Below are 13,869 nucleotides of genomic sequence, written 5' to 3'. Positions count from 1 at the left end.
TTGGGTCCTTGGAGAAAAGAGCCCACTGGTTTGTGGGCTGGATAGATGGGTTATGCAGCTTTCTTGGTACTGAGCCCAAGGCGGTCAACGTTTTTCTGGTAGATGCCAGATGCTGACTTCTTCTGTTCAGTGGTAAGGCGGGGGCCTAGCAGGCTGACCTCGGTAACCAGGGTTTTCATCTCAGAACCAGACTGAGCGAGATCCATCTTGAACAGGATATCGGCGAGGAGGTCTTCTGCTTCGAGGTCCTTTGGCTCATTTTGCTCATTGGTATCTGAGATGGGCTCTGCCGCGGGCTCATGTCCGACGCTGACGACCTGGGCTTTACCTTCGATAACTTGTCCTTTTTGCTGTTGGGCGCGGCGTTCGGCCGCTTTGCGGGTGAGTTCTGCTTTTGCATCAGCTCCGCCTTGCGGGCCGTCACTCGGGGGCGTTACGTCTATCTCCTCCAGCTCATCGACGGAGTAAACCCCGAGGATCACTTCTGGGGTGTAGAGTCGGGCCCACCGCTTGACCCCGAGATAGGCCAACTGCTGTTTAGGGTCATCAGCCCAAAGGGTGGAGTTTCGAGTGCGAGCTTGCTGCAGTAACAGGGTCACATCACGAGTCTGACCGCTGGCAAGGTGCGCAATGACCTTGACGCCGCACCCCGTCTCATCTGCAAATGTCCAGTCAGGTACGCGATACTCGACGGGTTTCCCTTCTTTTTCTTTGCGTATCACCTTGAACTTGCCGATCACCCGTTCCCAGGGGCCGAAGAACTCGTAGTCAAAGCGCCCCTTGATCGCACCGGAGTTGACCACCACTGCGTTGACCAACTGCGCCTCATAACCGAGGGTTCCATTGACCAGGTGTGTCTTCTGGGCCACGGGGAAGGGGTTCATCCCCCATTGGATCGCCTGAAGGCAGATGGCGAAGCAGTCAGCCTGGTTGCCTCGCAGATGCTGAGGAACAGTTGTCTTACCGCTGGCCATCATGGATGCCATCTTGTCGATGCTCGCCATGAAATCGACGTTCATCATCAGGCTGAGCATGTTGGCTTGGCCACGCTCATTGGCCAGGACAGGGCTGGCCTCTTGGGTTGCTACTTGATTGTTCATCATGCGGCCTCGCTGCCAAAGAGGTTGTCGGGAAGGGCGTCAAGCGGCTGCTCAACGTCAGTGATTTGAGTGAGCGTTATGCCACTCTCATCTTCATTGAGGCTGCTGCGCTCGGCATTGGCTTGGTACGTGGGGACGATGATCTCTCCCATACCATCGTGACCGGGCCAGTAGTTGTCCTGGCTCCAGCGCACCACGTTTCGTACAGCCATGTTGCGCAACTCCAGCGCCCGGCGCTGGTCGTCCTGACCGTAGTAGTAGACGCCAACCAGAATGGGCTTGAACACGTCTCGGCCCAGGGGGCCGTCCTTCTCGACTGCGACAAATACAAAGCTCGGCTTGTGGCCAGTAAGGGTTTCATAGCCATCGCAGTAGTGGGCGTCCTGAATATGGTAGTTGTGGGCGCTGCCATCCCGGGCGAAACCGCTAGGGCTGGCGTTACGCACGAATTTCAGATCTACCAGGACGTGATCGGGACGCATCCAGTCAGGCCGGCATTTGAGCAGAGCTTTGGTTTCGGGGTGATGCCAGTAGAGGCTTGATTCGGCGACCCCTTCATCAAGCAACACAGCCGCTTCGGGATGAGCCATCACGGCCTCCCGATAGCGAAGGGCATGCTGATACTCGTTGGCCGTCAACACCTCGCGTCCGCCGGCTTCTTGCATGAACTGTTCTTTGAGTTCATCAAGGAACACTGCATCAGGGTTGAAAGTGCGGATCCGCTCGGCCATTTCCGCTTTAGTACCATTCAGCGGGAGTGTGCAGGGCAGGGCGCTGATATGTGCTGCCCGCTCTGCCTGCTGGATGCCCAGCAGGGCGTAATTCTCGAGCACGGCTTGATAGCTACCAGATGTTTTGACAGGCTTGGGTAGGCTGTCGTTGTAGGCCTTGATACAGGCTTTGAGCACTGTGGCTGTTCGCTTGTCATCTTCACCCAGAGTTTGGAATGCTTCGGGCAGCAGTTCATAAGCTGCCTCGTGTTCCCCCACGCTTTTGCCTGCGTCAATTGGCTTCGGCAGCTTAGCGTTGTGGATCTCGATCGCCTGGACGAGTTCCTCGACAGCTGGTTTCTGCTCGAGGTTTTCGTTGTAGGCCTGGATGATGGCCTTCATCTGCTCGGCACCGTTGATGGCATCTTCTGGCCATTCAGGCTCAACAACGAATTCGCTGTTGAAGTCCTCAAACTCCAGCACGACTTTGTGCAGGATCCGGCCTTCTCGCAGTGCTGCAGTTTGCTTCTGGTCGTTACCTTCTACTTGGTAGTAGTGATAGTGCTGGCCAGACACCAAAGCCCAATCCAAGCCACTTTTGGATAAACCTGGTCCACCGTGGTAGGCCTCGCCGGGGATCCCGGGGTAAATGCCAGGGGCTGCAGGCTCGAACTTGGTAACAATGGCGTCGGCAATCTGGGTTTTCTGGTTGAAGTTATCCATGGTTGGTCCTCGTTTGTTAAATAGTGCGTCCATGGCAGCCAGCGCCTTATCCAGAGCGATGGATTTGGCTTTGTCCATGCGAGCCCTGGATTCGGTGATGATGCGGAATTGACGTTGGTTGGTGATGTGGCGCGGGATAGGTGGGCCAATAAGCACAGGCTCAGGGGCGTTGTCGGATACTGGTTCTGGCTCTGGCCCTCGTTCGGAATAGCGATATTCGATGCCAAGAGACATGGCTAGATCCCCATTTCAAGGCGGAGAGCACGCTCCTCGTGGTATTCCTCGATAGCGCGGCGGGTGGCAGTGCGTTTATGGGCAACCTGGCGTTCTTCGGTACCAGGCTCGACGTTCACGCTGTAGTGGTGCTCAGTGCGGGGCGGCATTGAGCCGCGAAAGCCCATCACCTGGGCTTCGGTCAATTGCTTCATGAAGAGTTCCTCTACTCTCAGGCTGCCATGGCCAATGGTTCGCCCTGTCCGGTCGTCAGCCAGGTGAAGTGGGCTGAGAGCTCGGGGTGCTGCGCGATCAACAGCAGGGTACCGCCGCTGATTTCCCGGTAGTTCAACTCGTAGTTCTTGAGCGTGGTGGGCGGGATGCCCAGCATGTCGGCGAACTTCGGCCGGCTCAGGCCGAGGTGCTCACGCAACTGACGCAGACGCTTGCGGCATGCGTCATTGAGAGGGGGGATGGTAAGGTTGCTTTGGTCGGTACGCTTTTTCATGGTCTGGGTCCTGTGGTGGTTGTGAGCAATGCAGGCGTGCGAAAGGAGCGAACTGGGGCTTGTTTATCCCTCGTTTGCTTTCGCTAGTATCAGAAAGGAGTTTTCTCTACTGATATTTGTATCATTTGAGTTGGTTGCTTATTCCAGCTAGGTTTCTCGTGCGGTATTTCACCGCAGCAATCAATGAGGTCTTTAAGGATGAAAACAATTATCTCTGTAGCGATTACAGCCATGCTGTTGGTGTTTTCTCAAAGCGCGTTGGCTGCTTATCTCGATTTCACGCCGAATTGGGATGCGCCATCCACAAAGCCAATGAGTAAAAAGGCGGCTACCAACGTGGTCATGCAGTGCAAAGCAGTCGCGGCCTATAGCAACATGGCTGGAGCCAGGTCGGGGGCTATGGTTGTAGCAGGTCCTCATGAGACAGCGACGGATAACAAAACCCATCTGACGGTGCGGCTCTATAAGGACAACGTGCATGAGAAGTCATGCCACGTGTACACGGGCAAGAATTTGGACTACAGCAGCTGTAACTGCGAGTATGTCGATTAACGTGGTTGTTACGATGCGCCTGCTTTTGCAGGCGCTTCTTCTTTCTGACATCCCAGAGCACTCCAGGGAATGATCTGGGATGTCCCCTGAGTAGTGCAGGAGACACCTTGTCACCTTCCTGCCCCACATTCCGGATTGAACGGGTTAACGGGGATTTGCCGGGCCAGCAAATTACGAGCGGTGACTGCCCATTCCAGGTTGTTAAAGAGCGAGCTCAGCCGAATTTGGCGTGAGCGAAGCCAAAGCATCCTTGTGGTGCTTGAGAAAGAGGCTTTGGTTACGGCGCTATAAGGGAAGCGCCAGACCCGGGTCAGACGGCGTTGCGGTGGAACTCGGCGCGCCAGTGGAGGAGTGCGCCGTGCTTGGTGATGCCGGCGGTGCGCTTCTGGGCGGCGCGTGCGGCAACGATGTGGTGTTGCTCTGCGGCCATCATGGCCAAGTGCAGACGTTGTTTGATGTTGCGGCGGCGAGCGGCGTTGCCATTCAGGCGGTCAGTGATGGCTGCTACCACTTGGTCGGCACGTTTTGCGGCCCTGGAAAAAATGTGCTTGGTCATGGTACATTTGCTCCTGTTGACGAGTTGGTCCTCGTTAACTCCCTTCCTAGCTTTTTGGCTGGATGGGTCCCGTTGCTGGGGTTGGTCCCCTGGTGACATCTGATTGGGGTGGTACCCCAGTCCTTCGAAGCCCGCCTTGTGCGGGCTTTGTCGTTCTTACGCGCTGGTCAGGCGCTTTTCTTCTGCCCTGGTTAGGGGCTGGGTCCTGTTGCTGGTTGTCGATGATGCTTCTCAACCGGTTGAACACTGAGCCAATGCTCATGCGGTTGAGTGCTCCCGCGCTCGACGGGAGCAACTCGTTACGCAGCTGCTTGCAGGCTTGCTGCACGTGCCCGGTGTTCCTTACCCGCCTCGGTCTTGACGGTGTAGAAGAGACCACCTCCGCGGCGTTTGCCGAGGTCGGTGATGTCGGTGATCACCGCCGGCACGGAGACGCGGGTACGGGGGTTGGTGTACTGCACTTGGTCATTCACTTTCATGAGTTGGTCCTCTGGTTTGGTTTGGTTTTGCGCTCTATCTATGAGCGATTCGATTGTTTTACCGAACAAGGCGAAGGTTAATATTGAAGAACATTAACGTCAATGAAAAATGTTCGCTAAAACGAACTTTTTTGGAGGCGGTGCCGTCGCCCCCTAAATGACAGGCACAAAAAAGCCCGCGTGAAGCGGGCTTGATGGGGATGGGGTGGGCTACTCCTTTACGTCACGGCGTAGTTCTACCATCCGCCCATAAACAATTGCATCTTTGATTGGCACAGTGCCAAGACGCTGATCATCTGTTACAAGGCTGATGCCTGATAGGCCATCAAGGGCTTTGAGAAGCCTATGCTGCTTGTTGTCACCTAACTGGACTAAAAGTATGTCTTCATGACTGGGGGCTCTGTCTGCCAAGTCAATCACGCAGATATCACCAGTCTTGATGCCGGAGCCAGCAAGATTGTCATCGTTGGCAACCACACCAATGAGCTGCCCGTCTAACTCGCTAAATATATGGCGTCCGCTATCCAGGGTTGAGAGCGCATCAGACGGATGCTTCCCCAGTTCTGACATCTCCCATACAGGTACTTTCCCGAGGTTGGTGTCGGTCACATAGGTACCACTTTCCTTGCCGGTGTAGAGCCAGAGCGGGTCACAGCCAAGGGCTTTGGCAATAGAGAGAAGGCTACTCACTCGCAAATCTTTTAACGGGTCCGACAGCAGGACGGAGATCACGGCCTTGCTGATCCCTGACTTGCGCACTAGGTCAGCCTGCTTGTAGCCACGCTCCTTCATCATGTATTCCAGTCGATCTCTAAAAGAGGTCATGTCGTTCCCGTTCGCTAATTAAAACACAGATGTATTTTCACCTATTGCATGTCCGAAATGTCGATGATTGACACGTTCGCGAAACCGAACCAAAATGGCGCCTCCACTATAAGGGAGCAACAAAGGACCCTGACCAATGAAAAAACAGGACGCCATCAATTTCTTTGGCGGCAATAACGCTCTTGCCCGGGCGCTGGGGGCAGGCAAAAGCACCGTGTCTGAATGGCCTGAAGTCATTCCGGAGCAGTTTGCAACCCGCATCCACTTCAAGTCCGGAGGAAAGCTGGATTTCGGCTTGGAAGATTACCGTCCTGTTCAACAGGACTCTAAGCAGGCCGCCTAACCACCGGCCCGCTTTCCCACCCAACACAGAGGACCAACTCCATGGGAAGAATATCGCTCCCCGATCATGAAAAACTCGACACGCTGTCACCGCTGAAGGTGCGTGGCACCCCGGGCCAGCGCCAGGTGTGGCAGGAAGTGGGCGCAGAACTGCGCATGACCGAAACTGCATTTGCCCGCACCTCGCTGCTGATCCTGCTCAAGGCCATATCCCAACATGAGCCGCAAATCCTGGCTAGGGCCGTGAAACGGGCCAATCGGAGCTTGCTGGAGCAGGGATTTCCGCCTGTGACCGTCGAGGAGATCCTGGACGGCTCCGGCCTTCCCGAGCGCGGCTTGCTTCAGTTCAGCCCGGAAGACGAGGCCGCCTACAACGAGGAGCGCCCCCTACGCCCCCTGCAAAAACTCATCAACTTCGTCCTCGGGAGGTAACCACATGACCACGCAACTTCGCCCGCCGCGCCCGGCATCCCAGCATGTCAGCGATCGGGACAACATCATCCTGAAATCGGTCATGCATGAGCTGGCCCTGGCCCTCGATGAGCCGCTGATTTCGACTGCCCACGCCGCCGGCACCGACCGCCAAGCTGTCCGCCTGGCTCGAGAGCTTGAGGCACGCACTCTTGAACGCGCCGAGAAGCAGCCAAGCGCCTAATTTATCCGGGCCCGCTTAACCACCGGGCTTTATACCAGGACCCATCCAATGACCAATTCAACCATGGCCCATGGGGGCCACCCATTACCTCATGATCTCGACCACTGCCCGCGATGCGGCAGTGAACTGCGATCCAGTACCGATGACCACGCATTTGAGTGCCCGGCCTGTGCCTACACCGAGCAGGAGGTACGCCATGCATCCTAAGGAGTTCATCGAGCGCCATGTTCGCAAACTTCTGCTCGCTGACGGTTTCTCTGCCGAAGCTACCCACCTGGCCTGTAAGGAGGCTGTCAGCCACTACGAGAAGAGTTCAGGTTTCCGCAAGGGGGCCGTGTTCTCGGAGTGTCTGCGGGTCGCCAAGCGCATGGCCAAGCTGGTCCAGAAGAAACAGCGCCAGCAGGCGAGGGAAGATAAGAAGAAAGGGAAGGTGGCGGCATGAGCATGCTACTGATGGCCAAGGCCATGAGCATCAAGGTGGGTAATCCACTGCGGAAGTTGGTGCTGATCAAGCTGGCGGACAACGCCAGCGATACTGGCGAATGCTGGCCGTCGTACCAACACATTGCAGATCAGTGTGAGATCTCCCGGCGCTCAGTGATTAATCATATCGATGCGCTATGTGACTCTGGGCTCCTGACTAAGGAGTCTCGGGTAGGACCTCAAGGGAAGAGATCGAACGTCTATGTGCTGACATTGGATGGTGCAGGAGCTGCACATCCAGAGGTGCAGGAGATTCACCAGGGTAGTGCAGGAGCTGCACTAGGGGGTGGTGCAGGAGCTGCACATAGAATCAGTCACTCTTTAGATCCAGTCATTGAACCAAAGATCCCCCCTGTATCCCCCCAAGGGGACAAACGCCCAGACAGTGAGCCGCCACGACGAGGTACACGCTTGCCGAACGACTGGGTGCTTCCTGGCGAGTGGGGGAGGTGGGCTATGCAGGAGACTGGACTCCCCAGAGAGCGGATCCTGCTGGAGGCGGCCACTTTCGCTGATTACTGGCAGGCGCTGCCCGGCGCCAAGGCCATCAAGCTGGACTGGGAGAAGACCTGGCGTAACTGGATTCGCCGTGCTGCCAGCTCGTTCCGGACCACTGCGCAGCGCAAGCCACTGGAAAACCTACAGGCGGCCCAGCAGGCTGCTAAGGCACTCAGAGAGTCGGGGAGGGGAGTCTATGACGACAGCACTCCACTCTGACGAGGCTACGGCTCTGAGCGCACCAGGGGATGTTCAGCAGGTCAGCGCCCGGATGTCGGTGTTCCTGGCCGAGGAGCTGCTGCCGCTGATGGCCGGACTTTGGCCAGCCAGTGCCAACCAGCTGGACAGCAATGCCCGCGGCGTGGCGTTGGCCTGGGGGAGCATGCTCAGAGGTTTCAATGCGCAGCAGATCCGCGAGGCGGTGCTGCAGCTTGGGGAGGATGTCGAGCGGCAGTTTGCGCCACGGCCAGCGGAGGTGCGGGCTGTTATCCTGCGGAATAATCCAGTTCCCCGCACCGCGTCAGTTGGCCGCCAGGTGTCTCTGCGAGTATGTGAGATGGAGGCGGAGGTGAGGGTGTACCTGCGGGATCGCAGTGTGCCTGCAGAGGAGGTCAAGGCTGAGCTGCGGAAGGTGTTGGCTGAGAAAGCCCGACAAGGTGTGAGTGTGATGGGGGCGTAACTTGAGGGGCCTAGTACGAAGAGGTACAGCCCTGAGTTCTACCAAGAAACGGGGCAACGGGGGGTTGCAAGCCTAAAGGCGCTGTTCAGAAGAAGAAGGGAAGAGCGGGATACACCGGCCTGAGGCCGGTGTTAGCAAAATTTGTACATCAATGGTATGAGGGGAGTAATAATATACCATGGATAATTCGCTCGTAATTTAAGTGGACGTCTTACCTCCATACCCTAACTGATTTTGCATCGAACAGATTGACTTTACATTTGAACTTATCTTTTATTCTCAAAATATGCTTCATATCTTCATCACTATAGACCCCAATATATATACTTAGAAGCTTATCCCCCGTTTTTCTACCAGGCTTAGCGGCTTTATTTATGGCGTTGATTATATGATGGTCATAATCGCCGAAATTAAACCCAAAGGTTACAAGCGAGCCCACTACATTACATAGCGAGTCGTAGCAGAAAGTTAAATATCTATTGTGCAATATATGATTCAATTTATCATCACCATTCCCTGATGCGACAAAAACAGGATATTGATCCGCATCTATTCTCTTTTTAATATTTTCTAACAGATAGCTGGAACCAGTATATTGCTCTTTTGTTATGTGAACCCCCTCATCGAAAATGGGGAGTGCTCCATGAACATAAAATATGTTTTGTTTAGAGCTGTTAACCCCCCATCTGAGTTCTGAATATTCCGCATCTTCTGGAGATGAACCATCATCTTCTCTATCTCTTCCAAAACCATCAATTGAGTTTTTAATCCCCTTTCTCATAAGGACCCAGTATAATAAAATGTCATAGTTAGTGCTAAATATTGAGCCTTCATTTTTTGTATAAAAAGATAAAAACTCTGAACATTTATTAATCTCGGTCTCGCTTAACTTAAAGACATGTTCAGGGTGAAGTGATTCAACAGCATCAATGAGACTTTCCTTTAGCCTGCCTTCCGCATATTCTATCTTTTCTATTAATGCTTTATCTGCTTGAAACGCAAGCCCAAGCTCAATAAAATTACTTAACTGTCGCATGACAAGTTCAAAGTTTTTGGTTTGCACTACCTTGAATAGAGATGTGATTAGAGGGTCTTTCTGATCCTCAATAAATCTATACAAAGCATTATAAGAGAATATTTCATGGTCATATGCCATGCTAAAACCGTTCCCTAATAAAAGATGAGGGGTTCTGTTTTTTTTATGTAAATAATTAATTACTTCATCATAACTTTTAACTTCAGTTTCCATAAAATAACCTTTGAACAAATTATTAGTAAAAAATAATGAGATAGCTGAGTTGTCTTAAAATTGCTTTTTCGTATTTGGGCTGTTGAGGGGAGAATCATATTAAAAATTGGTACGCAACCGTCCCTAAGTTACAGCCCTCAGATGGCTACTCTTTACTGGTTATTACGTGACTGCTTTTTGCCATGGATTGGTCTGTATGGTGTATAAGACCAATTTACGATCATAACTCATATGATTATCAGTCGGGAGTCATATGAGTGATTAATTCCGAGTGGATCACAGATCTGTTGGGGTTGAGGCAGGGAGTTTGTAGAGGAGTTGGGGCACAGCAGCTAAAACAAGCTTCCTAGTTGCTCCGACTAGCTGCCAGGTGTGGATGAGGCCCGTGAGATGGAGGCCGTTGTCCGGGTATTTCTGCGGGAGCACTCAGAGCAGGGGGCCGTTGGAGCAGGTGCTGGCAGAGTAAGCGCGCGAAGGAGTGAGGTAAAATGTGGGGGCAGGGAGATAATCCCGCACAGCACGTAGTGCTACTAGGAAGCAGGGAAGATAAAGGGGTTGTTCATAAGGGGAAGTGATACACCGGCCTGAGGCCGGTGATAACTAGGTCGGTACATAGCTATTGGCATATAGTTTATACCATTAACATTAGCATTTAAACTAACACTAGTTTTATGGAGTGAATTACGTATATAAAATATATCTGGTTCAATTGTTAACTTTCGTTGCACGCATGGGTGTCATTTTAATGACATGATGGCTCCATACACTATGTCGAAAGACATAGCATATGGATGAAGTGTTATCTTGATTGTTGGCGAGGTCGTTCTGAGCGCTTAATAAATAGCAAGGTTAAGATGTTTAGGATGGTTTTTGATATATGAGTCAGCGTAACTTATAAGATTTTGTTCACTTGAGTTATTTATCCCACCTTCCAGAAAAAGAAGGTGCTTAGCTGGAATTTCGCTTTTAAGAAATGTGTCTAGTTCCATCATTGAACGAGCAACTCCAACCCTACACTCGCAAACTGTCTTTACTAGCCCCCCCATTGTTTTAGGTAAAAATGATTGAATAGAGGCCAAATAATCTACATCATTCATGCTCCATACGTTGTGATTCGGATGAACCCCTTTGTGTGTATGTGCAATATTGTGTAGAATACACGTCGAACCATTTAAATTTGTTCTTCCAATAGAATTCCCATTAGGCGCTCTTGAGTAGAATTGTTCCCATACCACATATCCTAATTTGTTTGGAATGGTTTGCCGATGTAATTGAGTTGAGAAATGAGAGAGGCTTGTTTTTTTATTTTTTTGCTTATAGTCCCATGAGTTTTTGTTTTCTTTGGCTTCAAACAAACAAATTTTATACTCTTTGCTATTATTGTCAATTAATATGATGCAAGCATCCACTCCCCATTTCCTTTCTAATGTAGGGGGAAGTTTTTGTGAAAATGCAGTTACCTGTAAAGGTAAGCATCTCATTATTTCGCTTCGGATGCGAAGTGTTAGGTTAGATGTATAGTCGTCCTCACCAACAACCTGACCTAAATGAAATTCATCCCGAACTTTATTGTCGGACAGATTAATCAAACGTTCTAATTCAGAACGAATAAATATATCAAAAAGTGCCATTTATTCCCCTAGTACATATCATCTATCTTACAGGTGGTGCATGGCTATTCCTCTTAAAGAATATTACCAATTCTTTTTTGCCATTCAAGGCCAAAAACTGGTTGTCGGCGCATGCTTTTACAAAAGCCGTCTAGTCCAGGATATATGTTTGCTGAGTTAATATTCATTTTATTAAGTTTTCGGAGGCCATCAAATCTTAGCTTTGCTGGTATAACGATTTTAAAAGCATCTCTCTTGCTAATATTGTAGTCTTGCAAGATTTTATCATGACTAATATCTAGTGTGTTTGTTGCAACAAAAAGCCCTTGTTGTGCTAGTAATCGTTGGTTTGAGAATGTTGGCTCAAAAGCAAAGAGGCAAATACTATCTTCAGTTGGGAGAGGGTCAAGTATTTTTGAATATACATCTGGTCTTTTACTTCCAAAATAATCTTCATCATCACTTACTATTGAATTATGATTTATGCAATAAATAACTGCATCAGTGTCGCCAACCTCTAAAGCGAAGAAAAGTGCAACATAAGGCGAAAGAGAGAAATCTAAAAGCCTAGTGGGAGCTCCATGATGTTGCATTAATGATAGCCAACTTAAGTCATCTTCAGGTTTTGGGAGGTGAGTAAGAAACAAATGAGCGTTGCATTTGAATCGGTCTATCATTACCTTTTCGTGTTCCAATCTGTTTATTTTTTTACTTCCATTGAATTTCAATCTAAATATTGACTGGGCATCTTCAAAGGCTCTATGTAGTGAACTCTCCAGAAGCCAATCTGAACTGGCTTGGCCTCTGAAAATCCACTTTCGATAATTCATCCTGCTGACTAATTTGTCAAAGTCATCCCAACTATCTATATCCTTTATTTCCATGTTAAATCCTAGTATGTAATAGTGATATGTCTTATTTTTTGCAACTTTAAGAGCCTTGGAACACTGGTTTTTTGCTTTTGACCTGCGATCAGATGACACTTCCTTGTCATAGGTAAGCCTTGCATGGAGCTTGGGCACCGTGCGGAAATCGTATCTCAAACGATGCTGGTTGTTGAGCGAAAAGAAGGGGGATATGAGAGGGGATCGCAGATTTTGCAGAGGGGGAGTTGTAAGGAGGGGAGGAAGGCGAGGGCTTGCCCCCCGAGATGCTTTGGGGAAGTTGTGATTGGGGGCAAAAGACAAAAATTTAGGTATTCCAATGGGTTCCATTCGTTTCGGGTGCTACAGTATACTTGCTCGGATTTTCGTCTGGATGGAGGTCTTCCCTTTAACAGGTGTCAGCACTTGGTATGGGGATAGTGCTATTTGCAAGATATTCAACCCAAGTTGCTCACAGTCGAGTCCGCGCCTTATCAGGTCACACGTATCATTGAGGTCATGCGAGAAGGCAGCACTGGTGCCCGCTTGTGTGAATGTCATGATGGGCTACTGTACGTTGTCAAAACCCTTGATGAGGTCACCCCTAGGCAGCTGATAGCTGAATGGGTGTGTAGTCATTTAGCTCAAGCGTTTGGCTTGATGACCCCCGAATGCCGCCTGGTTGAGGGGATTCCTGAGTTAATGAGACTCCAGGGAAGCCATTCTTTCTGGGATGACGATACTGTCGGGTTTGCATCACGGTTTCATGGCAACACCATGGCCGTGAACATGGCGATGGCCAGGGCGACGCCTTCCAAGCTAAAGACGGATATCCTCGTGTTCGATGTCTGGATCAAGAATGGGGACCGGACGTTGTCTGACTTGGGTGGAAACGTAAACCTGCTCTTCGATACAGCCAGCGCTCCCCCATTTGTTGTTTTTGACCACAATTTGGCTTTGCTGCCAGAGGAAGAGGACATCAAGATCCGGAGCAACCATGTCTTCTCTGGTGACAATGCAGGGATCTCCCTCAATGACATCGCAACACAAGATGAGTATATTGAACGCATGGTTCAGGCCATGAGCCAGTTACCCCAGGTCATCGCCGCAATCCCACCTCATTGGAGGGAGGAAGCGAACAGCCAACTGGGAGGCGGGGACATCATTGATGATGTCGTGATGCCTCTTCTGGGACGGTTTGAGAATCATTTTTGGAGGTGGATAGAGCTATGACACATCAAGTTGTCTACGCAGTCGTTCAGTTCCGCCCCTATCGTGAAACCGAAGAGTTTGCCAACGTGGGGGTGGTTCTATGTGCCCCTAAAGCGGGCTTTTTGGACTATCGCATTGAAACAACGCGTTTCTCTCGAGTTACCGGCTTCTTCAGTGAGCTTGATGTGAAGCTCCCGAGGATGGTGGCAAAGTTCGTGTCTGATGAGCTGCAACGGGTTCAAGAGACGAGCCTCTATCTGGGTAGCCCTGATAGCACACTTCGCCTTTTCCACGAGGCAACTAAAGCTAAAGAAGGGCTGATCTACTTCAGCCAGGCAAAGCCTGCTTTAGTGGATGGAGATTTAGCTGAGTATCTTGAAAAGCTCTACGAGCACTATGTTCACCATAGTTTTGCCAAGCAGCCCTCTGCAACCGAGAAATTGGAGACTGCAGTGAGGCAGTTGCTTGAGCAGAATGATCTCCGCAAATACTACAAGGCGGCTGATCTGGGCGATCCAATGGGACTCGTGAAGGCTAAGGTTCCCTTCATCCATCAAAAAGATGGTATGAACATGAGGGCCATACGACCCCTTAGCTTTGTATTTGGGAGGC

At 50.9% G+C, this 13,869-nt stretch carries 19 protein-coding genes and 1 pseudogene; 10 read left to right on the top strand and 10 right to left on the bottom strand.

From position 1 onward, the window contains the following. Positions 1-50 precede the first annotated feature (50 nt). Genes QLG02_RS18655 through QLG02_RS18640 form a run of 4 tightly spaced genes read right to left on the bottom strand, consistent with a single transcriptional unit; the run spans position 51 to position 3,254 of the window. Complete coding sequence (locus QLG02_RS18655; RefSeq protein ID WP_282465862.1) at positions 51-1,103, bottom strand: RecT family recombinase; 1,053 nt, start codon at positions 1,101-1,103, stop codon at positions 51-53. Further along, positions 1,100-2,767: a PD-(D/E)XK nuclease-like domain-containing protein gene (locus QLG02_RS18650; protein WP_282465861.1), complete on the bottom strand. Its 1,668-nt coding sequence runs from the start codon at positions 2,765-2,767 to the stop codon at positions 1,100-1,102. Before QLG02_RS18650 ends, QLG02_RS18655 begins: the two co-directional genes overlap by 4 nt. A 2-nt stretch (positions 2,768-2,769) precedes the next feature. After that, positions 2,770-2,961, bottom strand: coding sequence for a hypothetical protein (locus tag QLG02_RS18645; protein WP_282465860.1), 192 nt, complete (start codon positions 2,959-2,961; stop codon positions 2,770-2,772). 17 nt (positions 2,962-2,978) lie between these two features. Then, positions 2,979-3,254, bottom strand: a complete 276-nt coding sequence (locus tag QLG02_RS18640; RefSeq protein ID WP_216972539.1) for a helix-turn-helix transcriptional regulator — start codon at positions 3,252-3,254, stop codon at positions 2,979-2,981. A 198-nt stretch (positions 3,255-3,452) separates the two neighbouring features. Here QLG02_RS18640 and QLG02_RS18635 point away from each other — a divergent pair, with 198 nt between their 5' ends. Next, a complete protein-coding gene (locus tag QLG02_RS18635; protein WP_102988726.1) occupies positions 3,453-3,806 on the top strand; it encodes a hypothetical protein in 354 nt (117 codons plus the stop codon). Between the two features lie 310 nt (positions 3,807-4,116). Here the strand turns inward: QLG02_RS18635 and QLG02_RS18630 are convergent, their stop codons facing one another. The 3 genes from QLG02_RS18630 to QLG02_RS18620 form a co-directional block, all read right to left on the bottom strand. Beyond that, a complete protein-coding gene (locus tag QLG02_RS18630; RefSeq protein ID WP_135319756.1) occupies positions 4,117-4,362 on the bottom strand; it encodes a hypothetical protein in 246 nt (81 codons plus the stop codon). Between the two features lie 299 nt (positions 4,363-4,661). Next, positions 4,662-4,841 (bottom strand): hypothetical protein, encoded by a 180-nt coding sequence (locus QLG02_RS18625; protein WP_011705891.1) that lies wholly within the window; start codon positions 4,839-4,841, stop codon positions 4,662-4,664. A gap of 210 nt (positions 4,842-5,051) precedes the next feature. Continuing rightward, positions 5,052-5,666 carry a helix-turn-helix transcriptional regulator gene (locus tag QLG02_RS18620; protein ID WP_231586280.1) on the bottom strand — a complete coding sequence of 205 codons (615 nt, stop codon included), beginning with the start codon at positions 5,664-5,666 and terminating at the stop codon, positions 5,052-5,054. 136 nt (positions 5,667-5,802) lie between these two features. Between QLG02_RS18620 and QLG02_RS18615 the strand changes: the two genes are divergently transcribed. The 7 genes and pseudogenes from QLG02_RS18615 (at position 5,803) to QLG02_RS18585 (ending at position 8,323) form a co-directional block, all read left to right on the top strand. After that, complete coding sequence (locus QLG02_RS18615; RefSeq protein ID WP_017766133.1) at positions 5,803-6,009, top strand: Cro/CI family transcriptional regulator; 207 nt, start codon at positions 5,803-5,805, stop codon at positions 6,007-6,009. Between the two features lie 41 nt (positions 6,010-6,050). Next, positions 6,051-6,440, top strand: coding sequence for a hypothetical protein (locus QLG02_RS18610; RefSeq protein ID WP_282465859.1), 390 nt, complete (start codon positions 6,051-6,053; stop codon positions 6,438-6,440). A 4-nt stretch (positions 6,441-6,444) separates the two neighbouring features. Beyond that, on the top strand, positions 6,445-6,663 hold the full coding sequence (locus QLG02_RS18605; protein ID WP_041218129.1) for a hypothetical protein: 219 nt from the start codon (positions 6,445-6,447) through the stop codon (positions 6,661-6,663). Positions 6,664-6,859: 196 nt separating this feature from the next. Continuing rightward, on the top strand, positions 6,860-7,105 hold the full coding sequence (locus tag QLG02_RS18600) for a hypothetical protein (protein ID WP_045525500.1): 246 nt from the start codon (positions 6,860-6,862) through the stop codon (positions 7,103-7,105). Further along, a pseudogene (locus tag QLG02_RS18595) lies at positions 7,102-7,290 on the top strand (helix-turn-helix domain-containing protein); the annotation flags it as partial. The gene QLG02_RS18600 and the pseudogene QLG02_RS18595, both read left to right, overlap by 4 nt. Positions 7,291-7,602: 312 nt before the next feature. Then, positions 7,603-7,863 (top strand): hypothetical protein, encoded by a 261-nt coding sequence (locus QLG02_RS18590; protein WP_282465929.1) that lies wholly within the window; start codon positions 7,603-7,605, stop codon positions 7,861-7,863. Then, positions 7,841-8,323, top strand: a complete 483-nt coding sequence (locus tag QLG02_RS18585) for a hypothetical protein (RefSeq protein ID WP_282465858.1) — start codon at positions 7,841-7,843, stop codon at positions 8,321-8,323. Before QLG02_RS18590 ends, QLG02_RS18585 begins: the two co-directional genes overlap by 23 nt. A 211-nt stretch (positions 8,324-8,534) precedes the next feature. On the opposite strand, the gene QLG02_RS18580 is transcribed toward QLG02_RS18585, so the two are convergent. The 3 genes from QLG02_RS18580 to QLG02_RS18570 all read right to left on the bottom strand — a co-directional run bounded on the left by QLG02_RS18580 (position 8,535) and on the right by QLG02_RS18570 (position 12,066). Beyond that, entirely contained in the window at positions 8,535-9,572 is a 1,038-nt protein-coding gene (locus tag QLG02_RS18580) for a DUF4917 family protein (RefSeq protein WP_282465857.1), read from the bottom strand. A gap of 833 nt (positions 9,573-10,405) precedes the next feature. Continuing rightward, positions 10,406-11,203 (bottom strand): hypothetical protein, encoded by a 798-nt coding sequence (locus QLG02_RS18575; protein ID WP_282465856.1) that lies wholly within the window; start codon positions 11,201-11,203, stop codon positions 10,406-10,408. A gap of 53 nt (positions 11,204-11,256) precedes the next feature. Then, positions 11,257-12,066 (bottom strand): FRG domain-containing protein, encoded by an 810-nt coding sequence (locus QLG02_RS18570; protein ID WP_279452607.1) that lies wholly within the window; start codon positions 12,064-12,066, stop codon positions 11,257-11,259. Positions 12,067-12,492: 426 nt separating this feature from the next. Between QLG02_RS18570 and QLG02_RS18565 the strand changes: the two genes are divergently transcribed. Further along, on the top strand, positions 12,493-13,278 hold the full coding sequence (locus QLG02_RS18565) for a HipA family kinase (RefSeq protein WP_279452609.1): 786 nt from the start codon (positions 12,493-12,495) through the stop codon (positions 13,276-13,278). Then, the coding region (locus QLG02_RS18560; RefSeq protein WP_282465855.1) for a DUF3037 domain-containing protein at positions 13,275-13,869 on the top strand (595 nt) is incomplete at its 3' end. The genes QLG02_RS18565 and QLG02_RS18560, both read left to right, overlap by 4 nt.

Source organism: Aeromonas sp. V90_14, assembly GCF_029967615.1.
GTDB classification, from domain to species: Bacteria; Pseudomonadota; Gammaproteobacteria; order Enterobacterales; family Aeromonadaceae; genus Aeromonas; species Aeromonas hydrophila.
The sequence above is the reverse complement of the archived record's forward strand: the minus strand, read 5'-3'. Positions and strand labels throughout refer to the sequence as shown.

Excerpts from the sequence above, each read along its gene's own strand:
- QLG02_RS18655 (WP_282465862.1), bottom strand. The coding sequence starts at position 1,103 with ATGATGAACAATCAAGTAGCAACCCAAGAGGCCAGCCCTGTCCTGGCC.
- QLG02_RS18650 (WP_282465861.1), bottom strand. The coding sequence starts at position 2,767 with ATGTCTCTTGGCATCGAATATCGCTATTCCGAACGAGGGCCAGAGCCA.
- QLG02_RS18645 (WP_282465860.1), bottom strand. The coding sequence starts at position 2,961 with ATGAAGCAATTGACCGAAGCCCAGGTGATGGGCTTTCGCGGCTCAATG.
- QLG02_RS18640 (WP_216972539.1), bottom strand. The coding sequence starts at position 3,254 with ATGAAAAAGCGTACCGACCAAAGCAACCTTACCATCCCCCCTCTCAAT.
- QLG02_RS18635 (WP_102988726.1), top strand. The coding sequence starts at position 3,453 with ATGAAAACAATTATCTCTGTAGCGATTACAGCCATGCTGTTGGTGTTT.
- QLG02_RS18630 (WP_135319756.1), bottom strand. The coding sequence starts at position 4,362 with ATGACCAAGCACATTTTTTCCAGGGCCGCAAAACGTGCCGACCAAGTG.
- QLG02_RS18625 (WP_011705891.1), bottom strand. The coding sequence starts at position 4,841 with ATGAAAGTGAATGACCAAGTGCAGTACACCAACCCCCGTACCCGCGTC.
- QLG02_RS18620 (WP_231586280.1), bottom strand. The coding sequence starts at position 5,666 with ATGACCTCTTTTAGAGATCGACTGGAATACATGATGAAGGAGCGTGGC.
- QLG02_RS18615 (WP_017766133.1), top strand. The coding sequence starts at position 5,803 with ATGAAAAAACAGGACGCCATCAATTTCTTTGGCGGCAATAACGCTCTT.
- QLG02_RS18610 (WP_282465859.1), top strand. The coding sequence starts at position 6,051 with ATGGGAAGAATATCGCTCCCCGATCATGAAAAACTCGACACGCTGTCA.
- QLG02_RS18605 (WP_041218129.1), top strand. The coding sequence starts at position 6,445 with ATGACCACGCAACTTCGCCCGCCGCGCCCGGCATCCCAGCATGTCAGC.
- QLG02_RS18600 (WP_045525500.1), top strand. The coding sequence starts at position 6,860 with ATGCATCCTAAGGAGTTCATCGAGCGCCATGTTCGCAAACTTCTGCTC.
- QLG02_RS18590 (WP_282465929.1), top strand. The coding sequence starts at position 7,603 with ATGCAGGAGACTGGACTCCCCAGAGAGCGGATCCTGCTGGAGGCGGCC.
- QLG02_RS18585 (WP_282465858.1), top strand. The coding sequence starts at position 7,841 with ATGACGACAGCACTCCACTCTGACGAGGCTACGGCTCTGAGCGCACCA.
- QLG02_RS18580 (WP_282465857.1), bottom strand. The coding sequence starts at position 9,572 with ATGGAAACTGAAGTTAAAAGTTATGATGAAGTAATTAATTATTTACAT.
- QLG02_RS18575 (WP_282465856.1), bottom strand. The coding sequence starts at position 11,203 with ATGGCACTTTTTGATATATTTATTCGTTCTGAATTAGAACGTTTGATT.
- QLG02_RS18570 (WP_279452607.1), bottom strand. The coding sequence starts at position 12,066 with ATGGAAATAAAGGATATAGATAGTTGGGATGACTTTGACAAATTAGTC.